The organism is Bacillus sp. FSL M8-0025 (assembly GCF_037975475.1).
GTDB lineage: Bacteria > Bacillota > Bacilli > Bacillales > Bacillaceae > Bacillus > Bacillus subtilis.
The window spans coordinates 59,836-83,729 of the sequence record NZ_CP150258.1; the positions used below are offsets into that span (position 1 = coordinate 59,836).

A 23,894-nucleotide genomic window follows, 5' to 3' on the forward strand; every position below is an offset into this window, starting at 1 on the left:
CCAAAGCGTTTTTCTGTTCTCGCAGGAAACAGAGAGGAGGGGCCATATGGACAACATTCAAACCTTTATAAAAGAAAGCGATGACTTTAAATCCATCATCAACGGTTTACACGAGGGCCTGAAGGAACAGCTGCTCGCGGGTCTGTCGGGTTCCGCGCGTTCTGTTTTTACTTCTGCTCTGGCTAATGAAACGAATAAGCCTATCTTTCTAATCACCCATAACTTATATCAAGCCCAGAAAGTAACAGATGATCTGACTTCACTTCTAGAGGATCGGTCTGTCCTTTTGTACCCCGTCAATGAACTCATTTCATCAGAAATCGCAGTTGCAAGCCCTGAATTGCGGGCGCAGCGATTAGATGTCATTAATAGACTAACGAATGGAGAAGCGCCAATTGTCGTTGCTCCGGTAGCTGCGATCAGAAGAATGCTGCCGCCTGTTGAGGTGTGGAAAAGCAGCCAGATGCTCATTCAAGTAGGCCATGATATCGAACCTGACCAGCTTGCCTCACGGCTGATAGAGGTAGGGTATGAGCGGTCTGATATGGTTTCTGCGCCCGGGGAATTCAGTATTCGCGGGGGAATCATTGACATTTATCCGTTGACTTCAGAGAATCCGGTGAGAATTGAACTTTTTGACACCGAGGTGGATTCAATCCGCAGCTTTAATTCAGATGATCAGCGGTCAATTGAGACCCTTACCTCGATCAATATCGGTCCCGCGAAGGAATTAATTATCAGACCGGAAGAAAAAGCGCGGGCGATGGAGAAAATCGATAGTGGTCTTGCCGCGAGCTTGAAAAAATTAAAGGCTGACAAACAAAAAGAAATACTTCATGCGAATATTTCTCACGATAAAGAACGCTTGTCTGAAGGCCAGACAGATCAGGAGCTCGTGAAGTATCTCTCATATTTCTATGAAAAGCCTGCTAGTTTACTAGATTATACACCTGATAATACACTTCTGATTTTGGATGAAGTCAGTCGGATTCATGAGATGGAAGAACAGCTTCAAAAAGAAGAAGCGGAGTTTATCACAAATCTTCTTGAGGAAGGGAAGATTTTGCATGACATTCGTTTGTCATTCAGCTTCCAAAAAATAGTGGCTGAGCAAAAACGGCCTCTGCTGTACTACTCTTTATTTTTGCGGCATGTACACCATACGAGCCCGCAAAATATCGTCAATGTGTCAGGCCGGCAAATGCAGAGTTTCCATGGCCAAATGAACGTGCTTGCGGGCGAAATGGAGCGTTTTAAAAAATCAAATTTCACTGTTGTGTTCTTAGGAGCAAACAAGGAACGTACACAGAAATTGTCATCTGTTTTGGCTGATTATGATATCGAGGCTGCCATGACAGACAGCAAAAAAGCGCTTGTTCAGGGACAGGTCTATATCATGGAAGGCGAGCTCCAATCGGGATTTGAGCTGCCGTTAATGAAGCTTGCCGTTATCACGGAAGAAGAACTGTTCAAAAACCGTGTAAAGAAGAAGCCGCGAAAACAGAAGCTTACCAATGCAGAGCGCATCAAAAGCTATTCTGAGCTTCAAATTGGAGATTATGTCGTTCATATTAATCACGGGATCGGAAAATACCTGGGGATTGAAACTCTTGAAATCAACGGCATTCATAAAGACTATTTAAATATACATTATCAGGGCAGTGACAAGCTTTACGTTCCTGTAGAACAAATTGATCAGGTCCAAAAATATGTCGGCTCCGAAGGAAAAGAGCCAAAGCTGTATAAATTAGGCGGAAGTGAATGGAAGCGGGTCAAGAAAAAAGTAGAGACATCCGTTCAGGATATTGCTGACGACTTAATTAAGCTGTATGCCGAAAGAGAAGCGAGCAAGGGCTATGCGTTTTCTCCTGACCATGAGATGCAGCGTGAATTCGAATCGGCTTTCCCTTATCAAGAGACTGATGATCAGCTCCGTTCGATTCACGAAATCAAAAAAGACATGGAAAGAGAACGTCCGATGGACCGCTTGCTGTGCGGAGATGTGGGCTACGGTAAAACAGAGGTTGCCATACGTGCCGCGTTTAAGGCGATCGGTGACGGAAAGCAGGTAGCTCTGCTCGTTCCGACAACAATTTTGGCACAGCAGCACTATGAAACCATAAAAGAGCGCTTCCAGGACTATCCGATTAATATCGGCCTTCTCAGCAGGTTCAGAACGAGAAAAGAAGCAAACGAAACAATCAAAGGGCTGAAAAACGGAACGGTTGATATCGTCATCGGGACGCATCGGCTGCTATCAAAGGATGTCGTGTATAAAGATTTAGGGCTCCTCATCATTGATGAAGAGCAGCGTTTCGGTGTAACCCATAAAGAAAAGATCAAGCAAATAAAAGCCAATGTTGATGTATTAACGTTAACAGCAACGCCGATTCCGCGTACGCTGCATATGTCTATGCTTGGCGTAAGGGACCTTTCAGTCATCGAGACTCCGCCGGAAAATCGGTTCCCTGTACAGACGTATGTTGTGGAATACAACGGAGCTCTTGTCAGAGAGGCAATTGAACGTGAGCTTGCACGCGGGGGCCAAGTCTATTTCTTGTACAACCGGGTAGAGGACATTGAGCGGAAAGCGGATGAAATTTCAATGCTAGTCCCTGACGCGAAGGTAGCATATGCGCATGGGAAAATGACAGAAAATGAATTAGAAACCGTTATGCTAAGTTTCCTTGAAGGAGAATCAGACGTTCTTGTCAGCACAACCATTATCGAAACTGGCGTGGACATCCCGAACGTCAATACGCTGATCGTATTTGACGCCGACAAGATGGGACTTTCTCAGCTTTACCAGCTGCGGGGGCGTGTCGGCCGTTCTAACCGTGTGGCGTATGCGTACTTCACGTATCGCCGGGATAAAGTGCTGACAGAAGTGGCTGAAAAAAGGCTGCAGGCTATTAAAGAATTCACAGAGTTAGGTTCCGGTTTTAAAATCGCAATGCGTGACTTAACGATTCGCGGAGCTGGGAACCTTCTTGGTGCCCAGCAGCATGGCTTCATCGATTCGGTCGGATTTGACCTCTATTCACAAATGCTGAAGGAGGCCATTGAGGAGCGTAAAGGAGACACAGCGAAGACAGAGCAGTTTGAAACAGAAATTGATGTCGAGCTTGATGCGTATATTCCGGAAACTTATATTCAAGACGGCAAACAGAAAATTGATATGTATAAACGCTTCAGGTCTGTGGCGACAATCGAAGAGAAGAATGAGCTTCAAGATGAAATGATCGACCGCTTTGGAAACTATCCAAAAGAAGTCGAATACTTGTTTACTGTTGCAGAAATGAAAGTCTATGCGAGACAGGAACGTGTCGAGCTGATTAAGCAGGATAAAGATGCTGTCAGATTGACGATTTCTGAAGAAGCAAGTGCTGAAATTGACGGGCAGAAGCTGTTTGAGCTTGGCAATCAATATGGCAGACAAATCGGACTGGGAATGGAAGGGAAAAAACTCAAAATCTCCATACAGACGAAAGGCCGTAGTGCTGATGAATGGCTCGACACCGTGCTGGGCATGCTGAAGGGCTTAAAAGATGTGAAAAAGCAAACCATTTCATCAACGTAAATTTTGTTACTCTCTGGTGTATATTACATTTGATGTGACGGATACTAATTTCAAGCGAGGCGGAAGGTACATAAAGTAACTGCTTTAGGTCTTTCCCACATGTATATACCATCAAATGAAAGAGAGGCACCAGAGATGAAAGCAACCGGTATCGTACGTCGTATTGATGACTTAGGTCGGGTCGTGATTCCTAAAGAAATTCGAAGAACTCTGAGAATCAGGGAAGGCGATCCGCTTGAGATTTTTGTAGATCGTGACGGAGAAGTGATTTTGAAAAAGTACTCTCCGATCAGTGAGCTTGGAGACTTTGCAAAGGAGTATGCAGACGCGCTTTACGACAGCCTCGGCCATTCAGTGCTGATTTGTGATCGTGATGTATATATTGCCGTGTCCGGCAGCTCCAAAAAAGATTACTTAAACAAGTCAATCAGCGAAATGCTGGAAAGAACAATGGATCAGCGCAGCTCCGTGCTTGAGAGTGATGCGAAATCAGTACAGCTTGTGAATGGAATTGATGAGGACATGAATTCTTATACTGTCGGCCCAATTGTGGCGAACGGTGATCCGATAGGTGCTGTGGTGATCTTTTCAAAAGATCAGACAATGGGGGAAGTAGAGCATAAAGCCGTTGAAACAGCAGCTGGATTTTTGGCTCGTCAAATGGAACAGTAGGTCTTATTCCTTTCTTCGAAAATAGGTATGTAAAGAACAGCTCTCCTTGGGACGCTGTTCTTTTTCATGCGTGCCGAAAAAGGAATCCAAGGGTTGGGATGTGGTATAATAACCTCGTTTTTATTTGTGCCGCGGTAATACGTGAACCGTATTGCCCCTAACGTTGGGAAGGAGCTTTTGGATGGACGATTCAATAGGCGTTAAACGGCATTGGATTTGGCAGGGGGCTTTTGTTTTAATTCTGGCAGGCGTCATCACAAAAATTTTAAGCGCTGTTTACAGAGTCCCGTTTCAAAACATTGTCGGCGATGTTGGATTTTATATATATCAGCAGGTATATCCCTTTCTTGGTATTGCGGTCATGCTGTCCACATCAGGATTTCCAGTCATTATTTCAAAGCTGATGAATGATTATAGTGAAAAAAATCATCACACCATATTAAAAATATCTGCGTTGTTTTTGTCTTTAATCGGTATTTTATTATTTCTTTGTTTATATCTGGGTGCTGTTCCTATTGCACTCTTTATGGGAGATTCGCATCTAGCCGTGTTAATTCAAGTGACCGCGTACGCGTTTCTGCTGTTCCCATTTGTCGCGTTGCTTAGAGGTGGTTTTCAGGGGCGGCACGAAATGCTCCCTTCAGCCTTATCACAGATGACAGAGCAATTTCTGCGAGTTGCGGTGCTCTTGGGCTTATCATTTTGGCTCGTGAAAAAGGGAGCCTCACTTTATACTGCGGGAGCGGCAGCCGCTTCAGGCTCCCTTGCCGGAAGTTTGGTTGCATTGGTGATACTGGGGTTTTTTTGGTTTAAAACGAATAGATACAACCAAACGGATAGGCAAAATGAAAATGTCATCACAACAAAAGAATTGACGAAAAAACTGCTTTTATATTCGGTTACAATTTGTGTAAGCAGTTTGCTGCTTTTGTTTATCCAGCTTGTTGATGCTTTGAATTTATATGCATTGCTTTCGGGTGGTGAGGCAAGCGAAGAAGCAAAACGCCTAAAGGGGATCTATGATCGGGGACAACCCTTGCTGCAGCTCGGTTCAATTTTCGCGGTAAGCATTGCGACGTCACTCGTTCCGTATATTTCTATGGCTGTAAAAAACAATGAGCTGAAGATCATGAAAGAAAAAATCACGTCATCTTTGAAACTATGCCTTGTGCTCGGTACAGGCGCATCGGCTGGGTTGATTTGCATTCTAAAGCCGGTAAATATCATGCTGTTTCAAAATGGAGAAGGGACAGGTGCGTTACAAGTATTTAGCTGCTCCATTTTGTTTGCATCTATGGCGGTAACGGCAGCGGCAGTCTTACAGGGAGCGGGGTACACAGTTTTTCCTGCGATAGCGGTGGGCGCGGGTGTTGCGGTGAAATGGGTGTTAAATACACTTTTGGTTCCGCGCTATGGGATTGAAGGCGCATCGCTTGCGACAGCTGCTTCCTTTGCGGCTGTCGCCGGCCTTAACTTGTATCAGCTTCGGCAAAAGGAATGGCTCGATAAGCTTAGAGGCGTTTTGATTCCGATTATTGGATCTGCTCTTTTGATGTCAGCTGTTTTGCTTGCGTATACGCGTCTCTGGACTTTCTTGTTTCCTGTAACAGGAAGAGGAGCGGCTGTGATTGAGAGTCTTTCTGCTGTTGCCATTGGTGGCGCGGTGTTTATTTATTGTATGATGAGATTGGGAATATTTACAGATGAAGAGCTGAACAGTGTGCCATTCGGCAGCAAGTTAAGCAAATTCATGAGAAGGAGAGAACAAAATGGCGGGTAAAATTACAGTCGTCGGACTTGGTGCCGGAGACATGGACCAATTGACAATTGGTATACACAAGCTGCTGACGAAGGCAGATACGCTGTATGTCAGAACCAAGGATCATCCTTTAATTGAGGAGCTTGAAAAAGAAACGAAGAACATCCGTTTCTTTGATGATATATATGAGAAACATGATCAGTTCGAGGCGGTATATGAAGAAATTGCGGATACCCTCTTTGAAGCGGCGCGGCGTGAGGACGTGGTTTATGCTGTGCCGGGACATCCGTTTGTCGCAGAAAAAACAGTTCAGCTGCTGACGGAGCGGCAGGAAAAGGAAAACGTTCAAGTGAAAGTCGCGGGGGGACAAAGTTTCCTTGATGCCACATTCAATGCCTTGCAAATTGACCCGATTGAAGGTTTTCAATTTGTGGATGCCGGCACATTGTCCGCGGATGAGCTTGAGCTCAGACATCATCTGATCATATGTCAGGTTTACGACCAAATGACGGCTTCTGAAGTCAAGCTGACATTGATGGAGAAGCTGCCTGATGATTATGAGGTCGTCATTGTGACTGCAGCAGGCAGCCGTGGCGAGGAGATCAGGACAGTGCCATTATTTGAGCTGGACCGCAATGTCGCCTTGAACAACTTAACAAGTGTGTATATTCCGCCGATTAAAGAAGAGAAGCTGCTTTATCACGAATTCTCCACGTTCCGAAGCATCATCAGAGAGCTTCGCGGACCTAATGGATGTCCGTGGGATAAAAAGCAGACGCATCAGTCATTAAAGCAGTACATGATTGAAGAATGTTATGAGCTTCTCGAAGCTATTGACGAAGAAGACACAGACCATATGATCGAAGAGCTTGGCGACGTTTTGCTTCAGGTCTTGCTTCACGCGCAAATTGGTGAAGATGAAGGTTATTTCACAATTGATGATGTCATAAAAGGAATCAGTGAAAAAATGGTCCGAAGACATCCCCATGTGTTTAAAGATGTTAAGGTTCAGGATGAAAACGATGTTTTGGCCAATTGGGAAGATATAAAAAAGGCCGAAAAAAATACATCTGAATCATCGTTACTAGACAGCGTGCCGAAAACCCTTCCAGCTCTTTCGAAAGCTGCTAAATTGCAGAAAAAAGCAGCGAAGGTTGGTTTTGACTGGGAAGACGTCAGCGATATTTGGGAAAAGGTAAGTGAGGAAATGAAGGAATTTTCTTCTGAGGTTTCTGAAGCTCCTCACGAACACAATCTTAAAGCTGAGTTTGGCGACATTTTGTTCGCGCTGGTGAATGTAGCCCGCTTCTACAAAATAGAGCCAGAGGAAGCGCTGACCATGACTAATGACAAATTCCGGAGACGGTTCTCGTACATTGAGGAAACAGCGAAGGAAAAGGGAGTCGAGCTGGCTGATATGTCCCTTGAGGACATGGACAAACTGTGGAATGAAGCAAAAGAAACTGAGAGGAGATCATAGATATGAGATTAGATAAATTTTTGAAAGTATCACGGCTGATCAAACGGCGTACACTAGCGAAGGAAGTAGCTGACCAAGGACGAATCTCTATTAACGGAAACCAAGCTAAAGCAAGTTCTGACGTAAAACCGGGAGATGAACTAACGGTCCGCTTCGGCCAAAAGCTTGTAACGGTTCAAGTTAATGAATTGAAAGACACGACGAAAAAAGAAGAAGCTGCAAACATGTACACGATTCTAAAAGAAGAAAAACTCGGCGAATAGGCTTGTTCTAAAAAAATCCCCTACCTCATACAATGCAGTAATAATGCTAAAAGTATCGAGGATATGGGGGCTGAATAGATGAATTCATATTATGATCAAAAAGGTTCTTCGTCTGTTCCGGAACAGCATGATGTGACAATGAAAGGCCGGAAGCATTTAGATATTTCTGGGGTTAAGCATGTGGAGAGTTTTGATAACGAAGAATTCCTGCTGGAAACGGTGATGGGAATGCTCTCCGTCAGAGGCCAAAACCTGCAGATGAAAAATCTTGATGTGGAAAAAGGGATTGTTTCGATTAAAGGCAGGGTATTTGATTTAGTGTACTTAGACGAACAACAAGGGGATAAAGCTAAAGGGTTTTTTAGCAAGTTGTTTAAATGACGCTGACGACACAATTCTATACAATGCTGGCGATGTCCGGTATGGGTCTCTGGCTTGGTGCTTCGCTTGATACATACCGGCTCTTTGTCATTCGTGCCAAAACAGCCAGATGGCTATTATTTATTCATGATATTCTTTTCTGGATTATGCAAGGGCTGCTTTTCTTTTATGTCTTGCTTCATGTAAATGAGGGAGAATTCAGGATTTACATCTTTTTAGCGGTTCTGCTGGGCGTTGCGACGTATCAGAGCCTTTGCAAACGAATCTATATAAAAATACTGAAATTCGTCATTTACCTTGTTGTTTCTGTTTATCAATTCTTCAAAAAACTCATTCAGCACGTGTTATTTCGTCCTATTGTGTGGACATGCGGAGCGATCATCTGGCTGGCGGCATTTTTATTCAAGAAAACATACAGCCTGATAGGTTTTCTCCTGCTGTGTCTATATAAAATAGTCATGGTTCTGTGTTTTCCGATCCGTTTTATCGCGAAACAATGTTTGAAACTTCTTCCTGTGAAAATGCGTCTAACTTTTAGACGTTATTTTGAAAAAGGTGCAGGATTTCTCAAAAAGAAGAAGAAACTATTGATAACCATAAGAACGACCATCACACGGTTTTTGAAGAGATGAAAGGAGGACCGTCTGGTTTGAATTTTTCCAGGGAACGAACGATAACTGAAATACAAAACGACTATAAAGAACAAGTAGAACGGCAAAATCAGCTGAAGAAACGAAGACGCAAAGGGCTGTACAGACGGTTAACTGTATTCGGCGCCCTAGTATTCCTGACGGCAATTGTGCTGGCAAGCTCTGTATGGTCCCAAACATCTTCCCTTAGTGCAAAAGAAGAAAAGAAAGAACAGCTTGAAAAAGAACTGAAAAGTTTAAAGACAAAACAAACGGATTTAAAAGAAGAAATATCCAAATTGAAGGATGAGGATTACGTCACAGAGCTTGCCAGAAGGGACTTATTCATGTCTGGAGACGGAGAAATTATCTTCAATGTGGAGAAGAAGAGCAAGTAGCCTTGTTGACACTTAAATTTTTATTTAGGTATAATTAAGCAAACGATCTTTTTATAAGCCTAAGGAGGAGCACTTTTTTTATGTCGATTGAAGTTGGCAGCAAGTTGCAAGGGAAAATTACAGGTATTACAAATTTTGGAGCATTTGTTGAATTGCCTGGAGGCTCAACCGGTCTCGTTCACATTAGTGAGGTAGCTGATAATTATGTCAAAGACATTAACGACCACTTAAAAGTCGGCGACCAAGTTGAAGTGAAAGTCATCAACGTTGAAAAAGACGGGAAAATTGGTTTATCTATTAAAAAAGCTAAAGACCGTCCGCAAGCCAGACCTAGAAATGATTTCCGTCCGAAAGAATCTTTTGAACAGAAAATGAATAAGTTTTTAAAAGACAGCGAAGATCGCTTGTCATCTTTAAAACGCAATACGGAATCAAAACGTGGAGGGCGCGGAGCAAGAAGAGGATAACTTGCTGCTTTCTATAAAATAAATGAAGCATCCGTTCATCCCGACGGATGCTTTTTTATTATCCTCATTCTCTTTAAGAGTCAGAAAATTACAACATTAAAGTTTCTGTTGACGAAAGAGACAAACCTTTGTATTATATAACTTGTGCTTAGAAGCACAAAACAATATGGCGGTGTAGCTCAGCTGGCTAGAGCGTACGGTTCATACCCGTGAGGTCGGGGGTTCGATCCCCTCCGCCGCTACCATATTTGTTTGGCCCGTTGGTCAAGCGGTTAAGACACCGCCCTTTCACGGCGGTAACACGGGTTCGAATCCCGTACGGGTCATCCTAAAAAATCGGTTTCTCTTGCAGAAGCCGATTTTTTTCATTTTTAGACAACATTCCGGAAATTCTTTTCATAAACGAATATCAAGGCAGAAACCGTCGAAGATTTCTTTGGTATTGTTACCTTCTTTTGACAAAATCCTATCTGTGCTTTCGCTATAATGACAGGCAACGAATATAACAGGTGGGAGATGAGAGGAATGGAAAAAGCAGAAAGAAGAGTGAACGGGCCAATGGCGGGACAAGCTTTGGAAAAACTCCAATCGTTTTTTAACAGGGGCACGAAGCTGGTGACTCATCATTTGCATTCACTGTTTTTCTATAAAGGATTCATTTATGTTGTCATCGGATTTTTGCTTGGACGGGCTTTCATATTATCCGAGGTGCTTCCTTTCGCACTTCCTTTCTTTGGAGCGATGCTTCTCATCAGAAGAGACAAAGCGTTTTATGCGGTTTTGGCTGTGCTTGCAGGTGCGCTGACCATATCTCCAAAGCACTCATTGCTCATACTGGCGGCATTGCTGGCATTCTTCGTATTTTCTAAAGTGGCTGCCTTTATTACCGACGATCGTGTAAAAGCACTCCCGATTGTCGTGTTCTTCTCCATGGCTGCAGCAAGAGCCGGGTTTGTTTATGCCCAAAATGGCGTATTTACAACCTATGATTATGTAATGGCTATCGTTGAGGCTGGACTATCGTTTATCTTAACACTGATTTTCCTTCAGAGCCTTCCGATTTTTACTGTGAAAAAAGTGAAACAATCATTAAAAATAGAGGAAATCATTTGCTTTATGATTCTTATTGCCTCTGTTTTAACGGGGCTGGCTGGCTTGTCCTACCAAGGGATGCAGGCAGAACATATATTGGCTCGTTATGTTGTGTTGAGTTTTTCCTTTATTGGCGGAGCAAGCATCGGCTGTACGGTTGGTGTTGTGACCGGCCTGATTCTTGGCTTGGCGAATATCGGAAACCTATATCAAATGAGTCTGCTTGCTTTTTCCGGTTTATTGGGCGGTTTGCTGAAGGAAGGGAAAAAAGCAGGTGCAGCAATCGGTCTTATCGTTGGTTCACTTCTTATATCTTTATATGGTGAAGGCTCTGCCGGTCTGATGACAACGCTCTATGAGTCATTAATCGCAGTCGGCCTGTTTTTGCTCACACCTCAATCTATTACAAGGAAAGTGGCGAGATATATTCCGGGAACTGTCGAGCATCTTCAAGAGCAACAGCAATACGCTAGAAAAATCCGTGATGTCACTGCTCAGAAGGTAGACCAGTTCTCCAATGTATTTCACGCGCTGTCTGAAAGCTTTGCAACCTTTTACCAAGCGTCAGACGAACAGACAGATGACAGCGAAGTTGATCTGTTCTTAAGCAAAATCACGGAGCATTCCTGTCAGACGTGCTACAAGAAAAACAGGTGCTGGGTACAGAACTTTGATAAAACATATGATTTAATGAAACAAGTTATGCTTGAAACAGAGGAAAAAGAATATGCATCAAACCGAAGGCTGAAAAAAGAGTTTCAACAGCATTGTTCTAAATCCAAGCAGGTTGAAGAGCTGATTGAGGATGAGCTCGCACATCATCATGCCCATTTGACACTCAAGAAAAAAGTCCAAGACAGCAGGCGCCTTGTTGCTGAACAGCTTTTAGGTGTTTCTGAGGTTATGGCCGACTTTTCTCGGGAAATAAAAAGAGAGCGAGAACAGCACTTTCTGCAGGAAGAGCAAATCATAGAAGCGCTTCAGCATTTCGGAATTGAGATTCAGCATGTCGAGATCTATAGTCTTGAACAAGGAAATATCGATATTGAAATGACCATTCCGTTCAGCGGACATGGAGAAAGTGAAAAAATCATTGCTCCTATGCTGTCTGACATTCTGGAAGAACAAATTCTTGTGAAAGCCGAACAGCACTCTCCGCATCCGAATGGATACAGCCATGTTGCCTTTGGATCAACAAAATCATACAGGGTGTCCACGGGAGCTGCTCACGCTGCGAAGGGCGGCGGCCTTGTCTCCGGCGACAGCTACAGCATGATGGAGCTTGGAGCCAGAAAATATGCTGCAGCAATCAGTGACGGAATGGGCAATGGCGCAAGAGCGCACTTTGAAAGCAATGAAACGATCAAGCTTCTTGAAAAAATCCTTGAATCGGGAATTGATGAAAAAATAGCAATTAAAACGATCAACAGCATACTGTCTCTAAGGACAACTGACGAAATATATTCCACGCTTGACCTATCTATTATCGATCTTCAAGATGCCAGCTGTAAATTTTTGAAGGTTGGATCGACGCCTAGCTTTATCAAACGGGGTGACCAGGTCATGAAAGTTCAAGCGAGCAATCTGCCAATCGGTATTATTAATGAATTTGATGTGGAGGTTGTGAGTGAACAGCTGAAAGCGGGTGACCTCTTAATTATGATGAGTGATGGCATTTTTGAGGGGCCTAAGCATGTGGAAAATCACGACTTATGGATGAAGCGTAAAATGAAAGGGTTGAAAACAAATGACCCGCAGGAGATTGCCGATTTGCTTATGGAAGAAGTCATCCGCACAAGATCCGGCCAAATTGAGGACGATATGACTGTTGTTGTCGTCCGGATTGATCACAATACACCGAAGTGGGCATCCATTCCTGTTCCGGCAATCTTTCAAAACAAACAAGAAATTTCATAACGCTTCCGTATAAATCAAATTTCTTCTGGCGAAGATGGGAATATATGAATCTGAGAATCCTCGTATTCTCCAGGAGGAATGAATGTGAACAACGGACATTTAAATCAAATTTTGCTGATAACGGATGGCTGCTCAAACCATGGGGAAGACCCGCTTGCAATGGCTGCTTTTGCTAAAGAGCAGGGGATTACGGTAAATGTCATTGGTATAATGGAAGAAAATCAAATTGACCCTGAGGCAATGAAGGAAGTCGAAGGGATTGCACTTGCCGGAGGAGGCGTGCACCAAGTCGTTTATGCATCTCAGCTTTCACAAACTGTTCAAATGGTAACAAAGAAAGCGATGACGCAAACCTTACAAGGTGTAGTCAATCAAGAACTGAAACAGATTCTCGGAAAGAATGTGGAAATGGAAGAGCTTTCTCCGGAAAAACGCGGCGAAGTCATGGAAGTGGTAGACGAGCTTGGAGAAACGGTGCATCTTCAGGTTTTGGTTCTTGTTGATACAAGTGCAAGTATGGCGCCAAAGCTTCCAACAGTAAAAGAGGCCCTGATTGATTTGTCTGTAAGCCTCAATTCCCGAATTGGGAATAACGAATTTGCGATGTGTATATTTCCCGGGAAAAAACAAGAGGTCGAGCTTGTGCTGAACTGGACACCGAAGCTGCAATCTCTTTCCACACTCTTTGCAAAGCTTTCGACAGGCGGCATCACGCCGACAGGTCCGGCGATTCGTGAAGCGACACTGCAGTTTGAAAAAATACGCTCAAGAAGGGGCATGCTGGCAGATGATGAACGACGCTTTGACGAGTTTGGCATGTAGCCTCAAGCCGGGTACGACAATCAAAGGCAAGTGGAATGGAAACACTTATACATTGCGTAAACAGCTTGGTAAAGGGGCCAATGGAATTGTGTATTTGGCAGAAGCATCAGATGGACATGTTGCCTTAAAGGTGAGTGATGACAGCCTGTCTATTACTTCTGAAGTGAATGTCTTGAAATCTTTCTCAAAGGCCCAGTCCGTTACGATGGGGCCTTCTTTTTTTGATACGGATGATGCTTATATTCCCGGTACCAATACGAAAGTTTCATTTTATGCAATGGAATACATAAAAGGGCCGCTGCTTTTGAAGTATGTCAGTGATAAAGGAGCAGAGTGGATACCTGTATTAATGATTCAGCTGTTATCCAGCTTATCGGTGCTTCACCAGCAAGGATGGATATTCGGCGATCTTAAACCTGATAATCTGATCGTAACTGGTCCGCCCGCAAGGATCCGCTGCATTGATGTGGGCGGCACGACAAAGGAAGGCCGGGCGATAAAAGAGTATACGGAGTTTTATGACAGAGGCTATTGGGGGTATGGAACAAGGAAGGCAGAGCCATCCTATGATCTGTTCGCAGTTGCCATGATTATGATCAACAGTGTGCATAAAAAAGAATTTAAGAAAACGAGCCAGCCCAAAGAACAGCTTAGGTCTCTCATCGAAGGAAACCCGCTGCTTCAAAAGTATAAAAAAGTGCTTTTTTCAGCCTTGAACGGAGATTATCAATCCGCAGATGAAATGAAAAAGGATATGCTAGACGCGGGGCAAAAAGCAGCACAAAGAAAACAGCCTATAAAAGCATCACCGCAGCCTGCCACACGACAAAGACAGCAAAAACCGCGCCAAGGAAAAATAACGAAGACGCGATATACCCCAAAACAGAAACCGGCTAAGTCGGGGGGGTTATTTGAAACAACGCTGATCGTGATCAGTGTTTTAGCGCTTTATTTCGCCTATATTATCTTTTTCTTAATCTGAATGGTGCAAACTGCAGAGCCTATGCTTCTTCTTTGCTTGGAGGGGTTGAAAGTGTTAGGATATGAATATCTTTAAAATACCTGCTCATTGTGAGGAGGACATTGTGAAAAGTGTCAAAGATTTTTTAAACAAACACAATCTTACGTTAAAAGGGGCGACAATCATTGTAGGCGTTTCCGGCGGTCCGGACTCAATGGCTCTTCTTCACGCGTTGCATACGTTATGCGGCCGTTCAGCGAATGTTATTGCAGCTCACGTTGACCATCGGTTCAGAGGTGCGGAATCCGAGGAGGACATGCGTTTTGTCCAAGCTTATTGTAAAGCTGAACAGCTCGTGTGCGAAACGGCTCAAATCAATGTAACCGCATATGCACAGGAAAAAGGACTCAATAAGCAGGCTGCAGCACGCGATTGCCGCTACCAGTTTTTTGAGGAAATCATGTCGAAGCACCAAGCGGACTATCTAGCTCTTGCGCATCATGGTGATGATCAGGTTGAAACAATGCTTATGAAACTGGCTAAGGGTACGCTTGGAACGGGACTTGCGGGAATGCAGCCGGTTAGACGTTTTGGCACGGGGCGGATCATCAGGCCGTTCTTAACCATTACAAAGGAAGAGATCCTTCACTATTGCCGTGAAAACGGCTTGAGCTACCGGACGGATGAAAGCAACGCCAAAGATGACTACACAAGAAACAGATTCAGAAAAACAGTGCTCCCGTTTTTGAAGCAGGAATCTCCGGATGTGCATAAAAGGTTTCAGAAAGTGAGTGAAGCACTGACGGAAGATGAGCAATTCTTACAGTCATTAACGAAAGATGAAATGAATAAAGTAATCACAAGCCAGTCTAATACATCAGTTGAAATCAATTCCTCTCAATTGCTTGCCCTCCCGATGCCTTTACAAAGAAGAGGAGTTCAACTAATATTAAACTATCTTTATGAAAACGTTCCATCATCCTTTTCAGCCCATCACATTCAGCAGTTTCTCGATTGGGCGGAAAATGGCGGTCCTTCAGGAGTACTGGACTTTCCGAAAGGGCTGAAGGTGGTCAAATCATATCAGACATGTTTGTTTACATTTGAACAATGGCAGTGCAAAAATGTTCCCTTTGAATACCAAATTAGCGGAGCTGCTGATGAAACGGCAGTGCTCCCTAATGGATATCTGATAGAGGCAAGGCATTATGCGGACTCGCCTGAAGAACATGGGAATGCTGTTTTTATCACAAGTGAAAAAAAGGTGCGATTTCCCTTAACAATCCGGACGAGAAAAGCTGGAGACCGGATCAAACTAAAAGGGATGAACGGCTCAAAAAAGGTAAAGGATATATTTATTGATAAGAAATTGCCTCTCCAAGAAAGAGACAACTGGCCGATTGTGACGGACGCAAGCGGTGAAATTATCTGGATACCTGGCTTGAAAAAATCAATTTTTGAAGATCTTGTGATTCCAAACAGTGACCGCATTGTATTACAATATAGACAGCATGAAAAGTGTAGGGGGCAAGCAAAATCATGATGAAACATGATATCGAGAAAGTACTGATCTCAGAGGAAGAGATACAAAAGAAAGTAAAAGAGTTAGGTGCAGAATTAACGAGCGAGTATCAAGATACATTTCCGTTGGCAATCGGTGTGTTAAAAGGAGCACTTCCTTTTATGGCGGATCTTATCAAGCATATTGATACATATTTGGAAATGGATTTCATGGATGTATCAAGCTACGGAAATTCTACGGTTTCTTCTGGAGAAGTAAAAATCATTAAAGATTTGGATACATCTGTAGAGGGCCGGGACATCTTAATTATTGAAGATATCATCGACAGTGGGTTAACCTTAAGTTATCTCGTAGAGCTCTTCCGATACCGTAAAGCAAAATCAATTAAGATTGTTACCCTTTTGGATAAACCGAGCGGAAGAAAAGCGGACATCAAAGCAGACTTTGTCGGTTTTGAAGTTCCTGACGCGTTTGTAGTGGGTTACGGACTTGATTATGCTGAGCGCTATCGCAATCTGCCTTATATCGGAGTGTTAAAACCGGCAGTTTATGAAAGCTGATCGGCAGCCTGCTTCCGAGATGGTTATTGTTTGTATTGGAATGATTTTCTATGGTACTATTGAACATAGTTGTGCTTACTGTGGGAGGAGGTAAGGAATGAATCGGGTCTTCCGTAATACCATTTTTTATTTACTTATTTTATTAGTAGTAATCGGGGTTGTGAGCTACTTCCAGACCTCAAATCCGAAAACAGAAAATATGTCGTACAGTACGTTCATCAAAAACCTGGATGACGGGAAAGTTGATAGCGTATCGGTTCAGCCTGTCAGAGGTGTTTATGAGGTAAAAGGGCAGCTGAAAAACTACGACAAAGATCAATACTTTTTGACTCATGTTCCTGAAGGAAAGGGAGCAGACCAGATATTTAACGCTTTGAAAAAGACAGACGTAAAGGTTGAGCCCGCGCAAGAAACAAGCGGATGGGTGACGTTCCTGACGACCATCATCCCATTTGTCATTATCTTTATTCTGTTTTTCTTCCTGCTCAATCAGGCTCAAGGCGGCGGCAGCCGTGTCATGAACTTTGGCAAGAGTAAAGCGAAGCTGTATACAGAGGAAAAGAAACGCGTCAAATTTAAAGACGTTGCAGGGGCTGACGAAGAAAAGCAAGAACTTGTTGAAGTTGTTGAGTTTCTGAAAGATCCCCGCAAGTTTGCCGAGCTCGGCGCCAGAATACCGAAAGGCGTGCTTTTAGTCGGACCTCCGGGTACCGGTAAAACATTGCTTGCCAAGGCTTGTGCAGGAGAAGCCGGCGTACCTTTCTTCAGCATCAGCGGATCTGATTTCGTTGAAATGTTTGTAGGGGTCGGTGCTTCCCGTGTGCGTGACTTGTTTGAAAATGCGAAAAAGAATGCGCCTTGTTTGATCTTCATTGATGAAATTGACGCAGTCGGACGCCAGCGTGGCGCTGGTCTCGGCGGTGGACACGATGAACGTGAACAGACGCTAAACCAATTGCTTGTTGAAATGGACGGATTCAGCGCTAATGAAGGAATTATCATCATTGCTGCGACGAACCGTGCGGACATCTTGGACCCAGCCTTACTTCGTCCGGGACGTTTTGACCGTCAAATCACAGTGGACCGCCCAGATGTCATTGGCCGTGAAGCTGTATTGAAAGTCCATGCGAGAAACAAACCGCTGGATGAAACGGTTAACCTAAAATCAATTGCCATGAGAACACCAGGCTTCTCAGGCGCTGACTTAGAAAACCTCTTGAATGAAGCTGCGCTTGTAGCGGCTCGTCAAAACAAGAAAAAAATCGATGCGCGTGATATTGACGAAGCGACGGACCGTGTAATTGCCGGACCCGCTAAGAAGAGCCGCGTTATCTCCAAGAAAGAACGCAATATCGTGGCTTATCACGAAGGCGGACACACCGTTATCGGTCTCGTTTTAGATGAGGCAGATATGGTTCATAAAGTAACGATTGTTCCTCGGGGCCAGGCTGGCGGTTATGCTGTTATGCTGCCAAGAGAAGACCGTTATTTCCAAACAAAGCCGGAGCTGCTTGATAAAATTGTCGGCCTCTTGGGCGGACGTGTTGCTGAAGAGATTATCTTCGGTGAAGTCAGCACAGGGGCGCACAATGACTTCCAGCGTGCGACGAATATTGCAAGACGAATGGTTACAGAATTCGGTATGTCAGAAAAACTGGGACCGTTGCAATTTGGACAGTCTCAGGGCGGTCAGGTATTCTTAGGCCGTGATTTCAACAACGAACAGAACTACAGTGATCAAATCGCTTACGAAATTGATCAGGAAATTCAGCGCATCATCAAAGAATGTTATGAGCGTGCGAAACAAATCCTGACTGAAAATCGTGACAAGCTTGAATTGATTGCCCAAACGCTTCTGAAAGTTGAAACGCTTGACGCTGAACAAATCAAACACCTTATCGATCATGGAACATTACCTGAGCGTAATTTCTCAGATGATGAAAAGAACGATGATGTGAAAGTAAACATTCTGACAAAAACAGAAGAAAAGAAAGACGATACGAAAGAGTAATTCGCTTTCTTTCTAAAAAAACTGCCGGCTGACGCTGGCAGTTTTTTTATGTAAATGATTGGCTCAGCTGCGGCTTTTACAATCATCCAATTCTGGTATCGATTTGTTTACAAATGAGCCGCTGATCGTGTATGGTATTGTAGAATGTTTGTAAAAAGTAAAGTAGAGAAACTATTCAAAAGTGGTGATAGAGGTTGTTACTGGTTATCGATGTGGGGAACACCAATACTGTACTTGGTGTATATCATGATGGAAAATTAGAATATCACTGGCGTATAGAAACAAGCAGGCATAAAACAGAAGATGAGTTTGGGATGATTTTGCGCTCCTTATTTGATCACTCCGGGCTTATGTTTGAACAGATAGATGGCATTATTATTTCGTCAGTAGTGCCGCCAATCATGTTTGCGTTAGAAAGAATGTGCACAAAATACTTTCATATCGAGCCTCAAATTGTTGGTCCAGGTATGAAAACCGGTTTAAATATAAAATATGACAATCCGAAAGAAGTAGGGGCAGACAGAATCGTAAATGCTGTCGCTGCGATACACTTGTACGGCAATCCATTAATTGTTGTCGATTTCGGAACCGCCACAACGTACTGCTATATTGATGAAAACAAACAATACATGGGCGGGGCGATTGCCCCTGGGATTACAATTTCGACAGAGGCGCTTTACTCGCGTGCAGCAAAGCTTCCGCGTATCGAAATCACCCGGCCCGACAATATTATCGGAAAAAACACTGTTAGCGCGATGCAATCTGGGATTTTATTTGGCTATGTCGGCCAAGTGGAAGGAATCGTTAAGCGAATGAAATGGCAGGCAAAACAGGAACCAAAGGTCATTGCGACAGGAGGCCTAGCGCCGCTCATTGCGAACGAATCAGATTGTATAGACATCGTTGATCCATTCTTAACCCTAAAAGGGCTGGAATTGATTTATGAAAGAAACCGCGTAGGAAGTGTATAGGAGGTTTAGTAATGGATTATTTAGTAAAAGCACTTGCGTATGACGGAAAAGTTCGGGCTTATGCTGCGAGAACGACTGATATGGTAAATGAGGGACAAAGACGCCATGGTACGTGGCCGACAGCATCCGCTGCACTGGGCCGTACAATGACAGCTTCACTTATGCTCGGCGCTATGCTGAAGGGCGATGATAAGCTGACCGTGAAAATCGAGGGCGGAGGTCCGATCGGAGCTATTGTAGCTGATGCCAATGCCAAAGGAGAAGTCAGAGCCTATGTCTCTAACCCGCAAGTTCATTTTGATTTAAATGAACAAGGTAAGCTTGATGTCAGACGTGCGGTTGGAACAAACGGAACGTTAAGTGTCGTAAAAGATTTAGGTTTGCGCGAGTTCTTCACAGGACAAGTAGAAATCGTTTCAGGAGAATTAGGAGATGATTTTACTTACTATCTTGTGTCATCTGAGCAGGTTCCTTCATCAGTGGGCGTAGGTGTGCTCGTAAATCCTGACAATACCATTCTTGCGGCAGGGGGCTTTATTATTCAGCTGATGCCGGGAACAGATGATGAAACAATCACAAAAATTGAACAGCGTCTATCTCAAGTAGAGCCGATTTCTAAGCTCATCCAAAAAGGGCTGACACCAGAAGAAATTTTAGAAGAAGTCCTAGGCGAGAAACCTGAGATTTTGGAAACGATGCCTGTCAGATTCCATTGCCCTTGTTCAAAAGAACGGTTCGAAACAGCCATTTTAGGACTAGGCAAAAAAGAAATTCAAGATATGATAGAAGAAGATGGACAAGCCGAAGCAGTATGCCATTTTTGTAATGAAAAGTACTTATTTACAAAAGAAGAGCTGGAAGGGCTTCGTGACCAAACTACCCGCTAAGCTCTTTAGCGGGTTTTTAATTTGAGAAAAGGGGCTGAAAGCAGGTTTGAAATCAAGAACAATCTGGACCATTATTTTAGGGGCGCTGTTGGTTTGCTGTATTGCTGTTGCATATACGCTGACGAAATCCCAAACCGGCGCATCGTCATCCGGTGAGTCTATTGCGACTATCGGAGGCAAGAGTGTGACAAGAGAAGAATGGCTGAAAGAAATGGAAGATCAGTATGGTAAGTCAACGCTTGAAGATATGATCAATGTCCGAGTTGTTGAGCAGCTGGCTAAAAAGAACAACCTTAAAATATCCAAAAGCGAAGTTGATCGTGAGTTTTTGCTGATTAAAGCGGTCAATAATTCCTTTTACGAAGATGAACATACGACGGAGAAAGAGTGGAAAGACCAAATTCGTTATAATGTCCTCCTTGAGGAATTGTTAACAAGGGATATCGATATCTCAAACAAAGAATTGGAATCATTCTATCATAAAAATAAGGAACTATATCAGTTTGATGATTCGTATCGAATTCGGCACATTGTTGTAAAAGATGAAGAAGAAGCGAGAGAAGTCCTAAAAGAACTGAAAGGCGGATCAAGCTTTGAAGCTGTCGCTGCCGAAAGATCCACTGACAGATATACATCACCATACGGCGGAGATTTAGGTTTTGTCACAGAGGCATCAGACAACATTCCATCAGCATACATTGAAGAGGCGAAAACACTCAAAGAGGATGAATGGTCTCAGGAACCAATAAAGGTCAGCAACGGATATGCCATTATCCAGCTGAAAGAAAAACTAAAGGCAAGAACGTTCTCATTTGATGAAGTAAAGGACCAGATCAGACGGCAAATCGCAATGGATCAGCTAGGCGATAAAGCGACAGTTAAGACACTTTGGAAAGAAGCCGATGTATCTTGGTTTTATGGGGAAAAAAGTACTAAGTGATTGACAAAAAATTTTGAAATTGATAGATTATATACATAATACCAATACAAATAGTCGGAAATTGAGGTGTCGAGAATGGTACGTGTAGCAAACTCCATTACTGAATTAATTGGGAATACGCCAATCGTTAAATTAAATCGCCTTGCAGATGAAAACAGTGCGGATGTATATCTAAAACTTGAATACATGAACCCTGGAAGCAGTGTAAAAGACCGTATCGGTTTAGCCATGATTGAAGCGGCTGAAAAAGAAGGAAAATTAAAAGCCGGTGATACAATCATTGAACCGACAAGCGGAAATACTGGAATCGGGCTTGCAATGGTTGCTGCTGCTAAAGGATTAAAAGCCATTTTGGTTATGCCTGATACAATGAGCATGGAGCGCCGCAACCTTCTTCGCGCATACGGTGCTGAACTTGTGCTGACTCCTGGTGCGGAAGGCATGAAAGGTGCCATTAAGAAAGCTGAAGAGCTTGCTGAAAAGCACGGATACTTTGTGCCGCAGCAGTTTAACAACCCTTCTAACCCAGAAATTCACCGCCAAACAACTGGTAAAGAAATCGTTGAGCAATTCGGTGATGACCAGCTTGATGCATTTGTAGCCGGAATCGGAACGGGCGGAACGATTACGGGAGCGGGCGAAGTGCTGAAGGAAGCATATCCTTCCATCAAGATTTACGCTGTTGAACCGTCAGATTCCCCAGTGCTTTCAGGAGGAAAACCAGGCCCCCACAAAATTCAGGGAATCGGAGCTGGATTCGTGCCGGACATCTTAAACACTGAAGTATATGATGAAATCTTCCCTGTGAAGAATGAAGAAGCATTCGAATATGCCCGCAGAGCTGCACGTGAAGAAGGAATTCTCGGAGGCATCTCATCAGGTGCGGCAATTTATGCTGCTCTTCAAGTAGCAAAAAAACTCGGAAAAGGCAAAAAAGTATTGGCCGTCATTCCAAGTAACGGCGAACGTTATCTAAGCACGCCGCTGTATCAATTCGATTAAAAAAAGTCAAAACTCCCGGTCCCGCCGGGAGTTTTTTTATATTTCGTGCATCAAATATGCCATGTCTGCGACGAATGTTATTCTTGGAAGAGAAATTCACTTTTTTCACTAACAACATTGCTTTACAATTAAAAACAAGTAAAAAAGAAAATAGAGGAATGATACAAATGGCACAACGCAGACCGGCAGGCAAAAAAATACCTTTTCAAAAAGACTCATTCTTACAACAATTTGAGAAACTTGCGCAATCCCGGAAACATCATGTACTTCTCGAAAGTGCAAGAGGCGGCAGATATAGTATAGCCGGTCTTGATCCAATTGCGACTGTGAAAGGAAAAGACGGAATAACTACAATTAAGCATGGTGATGAGATGCTGTTTAAAGAAGGTGATCCATTACGGGCCTTCCACAGCTGGTTTAAAACACTGGAAACAGAAACGAATCATGAGTTCCCTGACTTTCAAGGCGGGGCAATCGGGTTTCTCAGCTATGATTACGCACGGTACATTGAAAATTTTAAAATGCTCTCATTAGATGATCTAGAAACACCAGATATTTATTTTCTTGTTTTTGATGATATAGCAGTTTATGACCATCAAGAAGAGTCTCTATGGCTGATTACTCATGTTAATGGTTCTGATCAGGAAACAGCGGATGTGAAGCTATCTGAGTTAGAGCAGATGTGGCTGACTGAGCTTCCCGCTGTCTCTTCGCGAGAGATGAACCCTGAAACAGATGGTTCTTTCGCGGCGCCATTTACCGAGGATGGGTTCTCACAAGCTGTAGAGAAAATCAAACAATACATTGCCAGCGGAGATGTGTTTCAAGTCAATCTATCAATAAGGCAGTCACAGTCACTGTCTGCCCACCCATATCAAATTTACAAAACCTTGAGAGAAGTAAATCCTTCTCCTTATATGGCGTATTTAGAAACACCTGATTTCCAAATCATTTGCGGATCGCCTGAACTGCTTGTCAGCAAAAAGGGCAAGCTATTAGAGACAAGACCGATTGCGGGCACCCGTTCCAGAGGGAAAACAAATGAAGAAGACGAGGCGCTTGCAAACGAATTGATACACAATGAAAAAGAACGCGCGGAACATGTCATGCTGGTTGATCTTGAGCGAAATGATCTGGGAAGAGTATCACGTTACGGGTCTGTGCGCGTAAATGAATTCATGGCAATTGAAAAATACTCGCATGTGATGCACATTGTGTCTAATGTCCAAGGTGAACTGCAGGATGGGTATGATGCTGTAGATATTATTCATGCTGTGTTTCCCGGAGGAACCATTACTGGTGCACCGAAAGTAAGAACGATGGAAATTATAGAAGAACTTGAGCCGACACGCCGAGGGCTTTATACTGGATCTATAGGATGGTTTGGATATAATCACGATCTGCAGTTTAATATCGTCATTCGAACCATTTATGCAACCGGAGGGCAGGCATTTATGCAGTCCGGCGCAGGAGTTGTGATTGATTCTGTTCCGAAGCACGAATACAAGGAATCATTCAAAAAAGCTTTTGCGATGCAAAGAGCATTAGAGCTGAGCAAAGAAGAGACAAAAATTAGATGA

20 protein-coding genes and 2 tRNA genes are annotated in these 23,894 nt (G+C 43.5%); all 22 read left to right on the top strand.

What is annotated here, in order from left to right:
- Positions 1 to 46: 46 nt before the first annotated feature.
- The 22 genes from mfd to MKX38_RS00440 all read left to right on the top strand — a co-directional run bounded on the left by mfd (position 47) and on the right by MKX38_RS00440 (position 23,894).
- Positions 47 to 3,580 (top strand): transcription-repair coupling factor, encoded by a 3,534-nt coding sequence (gene mfd / locus MKX38_RS00335; protein ID WP_021479723.1) that lies wholly within the window; start codon positions 47 to 49, stop codon positions 3,578 to 3,580.
- Positions 3,581 to 3,715: 135 nt separating this feature from the next.
- Positions 3,716 to 4,252 (top strand): stage V sporulation protein T, encoded by a 537-nt coding sequence (gene spoVT, locus MKX38_RS00340; RefSeq protein WP_003218365.1) that lies wholly within the window; start codon positions 3,716 to 3,718, stop codon positions 4,250 to 4,252.
- 181 nt (positions 4,253 to 4,433) lie between these two features.
- The gene (locus MKX38_RS00345; RefSeq protein ID WP_069322314.1) at positions 4,434 to 6,032 is read left to right on the top strand and encodes a polysaccharide biosynthesis protein; all 1,599 of its coding nucleotides are present in this window, start codon (positions 4,434 to 4,436) and stop codon (positions 6,030 to 6,032) included.
- The gene (mazG, locus tag MKX38_RS00350) at positions 6,022 to 7,491 is read left to right on the top strand and encodes a nucleoside triphosphate pyrophosphohydrolase (RefSeq protein WP_326225555.1); all 1,470 of its coding nucleotides are present in this window, start codon (positions 6,022 to 6,024) and stop codon (positions 7,489 to 7,491) included. The genes MKX38_RS00345 and mazG overlap by 11 nt, the downstream gene beginning before the upstream one ends.
- 2 nt (positions 7,492 to 7,493) lie before the next feature.
- Positions 7,494 to 7,754 carry a S4 domain-containing protein gene (locus tag MKX38_RS00355; RefSeq protein ID WP_003226716.1) on the top strand — a complete coding sequence of 87 codons (261 nt, stop codon included), beginning with the start codon at positions 7,494 to 7,496 and terminating at the stop codon, positions 7,752 to 7,754.
- 78 nt (positions 7,755 to 7,832) lie between these two features.
- A complete protein-coding gene (gene yabP, locus MKX38_RS00360) occupies positions 7,833 to 8,135 on the top strand; it encodes a sporulation protein YabP (protein ID WP_003226714.1) in 303 nt (100 codons plus the stop codon).
- Complete coding sequence (yabQ, locus tag MKX38_RS00365; protein WP_003243260.1) at positions 8,132 to 8,767, top strand: spore cortex biosynthesis protein YabQ; 636 nt, start codon at positions 8,132 to 8,134, stop codon at positions 8,765 to 8,767. Before yabP ends, yabQ begins: the two co-directional genes overlap by 4 nt.
- Before the next feature lie 17 nt (positions 8,768 to 8,784).
- Complete coding sequence (gene divIC, locus MKX38_RS00370; protein WP_003243211.1) at positions 8,785 to 9,162, top strand: cell division protein DivIC; 378 nt, start codon at positions 8,785 to 8,787, stop codon at positions 9,160 to 9,162.
- An 80-nt stretch (positions 9,163 to 9,242) separates the two neighbouring features.
- On the top strand, positions 9,243 to 9,629 hold the full coding sequence (locus MKX38_RS00375; protein ID WP_003218379.1) for a S1 domain-containing RNA-binding protein: 387 nt from the start codon (positions 9,243 to 9,245) through the stop codon (positions 9,627 to 9,629).
- Positions 9,630 to 9,797: 168 nt separating this feature from the next.
- A tRNA-Met gene (locus MKX38_RS00380) sits at positions 9,798 to 9,874 on the top strand.
- Positions 9,875 to 9,883: 9 nt separating this feature from the next.
- A tRNA-Glu gene (locus MKX38_RS00385) sits at positions 9,884 to 9,955 on the top strand.
- 199 nt (positions 9,956 to 10,154) lie between these two features.
- Positions 10,155 to 12,638 carry a stage II sporulation protein E gene (gene spoIIE / locus MKX38_RS00390; protein ID WP_047181970.1) on the top strand — a complete coding sequence of 828 codons (2,484 nt, stop codon included), beginning with the start codon at positions 10,155 to 10,157 and terminating at the stop codon, positions 12,636 to 12,638.
- An 84-nt stretch (positions 12,639 to 12,722) separates the two neighbouring features.
- The gene (locus MKX38_RS00395) at positions 12,723 to 13,460 is read left to right on the top strand and encodes a VWA domain-containing protein (RefSeq protein ID WP_003243782.1); all 738 of its coding nucleotides are present in this window, start codon (positions 12,723 to 12,725) and stop codon (positions 13,458 to 13,460) included.
- On the top strand, positions 13,426 to 14,442 hold the full coding sequence (gene prkT / locus MKX38_RS00400) for a serine/threonine protein kinase PrkT (protein WP_043858452.1): 1,017 nt from the start codon (positions 13,426 to 13,428) through the stop codon (positions 14,440 to 14,442). The genes MKX38_RS00395 and prkT overlap by 35 nt, the downstream gene beginning before the upstream one ends.
- A gap of 103 nt (positions 14,443 to 14,545) precedes the next feature.
- On the top strand, positions 14,546 to 15,964 hold the full coding sequence (gene tilS, locus MKX38_RS00405) for a tRNA lysidine(34) synthetase TilS (protein ID WP_015253000.1): 1,419 nt from the start codon (positions 14,546 to 14,548) through the stop codon (positions 15,962 to 15,964).
- The gene (gene hpt / locus MKX38_RS00410) at positions 15,961 to 16,503 is read left to right on the top strand and encodes a hypoxanthine phosphoribosyltransferase (protein WP_003226700.1); all 543 of its coding nucleotides are present in this window, start codon (positions 15,961 to 15,963) and stop codon (positions 16,501 to 16,503) included. The genes tilS and hpt overlap by 4 nt, the downstream gene beginning before the upstream one ends.
- Before the next feature lie 97 nt (positions 16,504 to 16,600).
- Complete coding sequence (ftsH, locus tag MKX38_RS00415) at positions 16,601 to 18,514, top strand: ATP-dependent zinc metalloprotease FtsH (protein ID WP_003243881.1); 1,914 nt, start codon at positions 16,601 to 16,603, stop codon at positions 18,512 to 18,514.
- 194 nt (positions 18,515 to 18,708) lie between these two features.
- Positions 18,709 to 19,485, top strand: a complete 777-nt coding sequence (locus MKX38_RS00420) for a type III pantothenate kinase (RefSeq protein WP_010886388.1) — start codon at positions 18,709 to 18,711, stop codon at positions 19,483 to 19,485.
- Positions 19,486 to 19,496: 11 nt separating this feature from the next.
- Positions 19,497 to 20,372 (top strand): redox-regulated molecular chaperone HslO, encoded by an 876-nt coding sequence (gene hslO / locus MKX38_RS00425; protein ID WP_003226695.1) that lies wholly within the window; start codon positions 19,497 to 19,499, stop codon positions 20,370 to 20,372.
- Between the two features lie 46 nt (positions 20,373 to 20,418).
- Entirely contained in the window at positions 20,419 to 21,312 is an 894-nt protein-coding gene (locus tag MKX38_RS00430) for a peptidyl-prolyl cis-trans isomerase (RefSeq protein ID WP_339188296.1), read from the top strand.
- Between the two features lie 75 nt (positions 21,313 to 21,387).
- Positions 21,388 to 22,314, top strand: a complete 927-nt coding sequence (cysK, locus tag MKX38_RS00435) for a cysteine synthase A (RefSeq protein WP_039076428.1) — start codon at positions 21,388 to 21,390, stop codon at positions 22,312 to 22,314.
- Between the two features lie 167 nt (positions 22,315 to 22,481).
- Complete coding sequence (locus MKX38_RS00440) at positions 22,482 to 23,894, top strand: anthranilate synthase component I family protein (RefSeq protein WP_044052656.1); 1,413 nt, start codon at positions 22,482 to 22,484, stop codon at positions 23,892 to 23,894.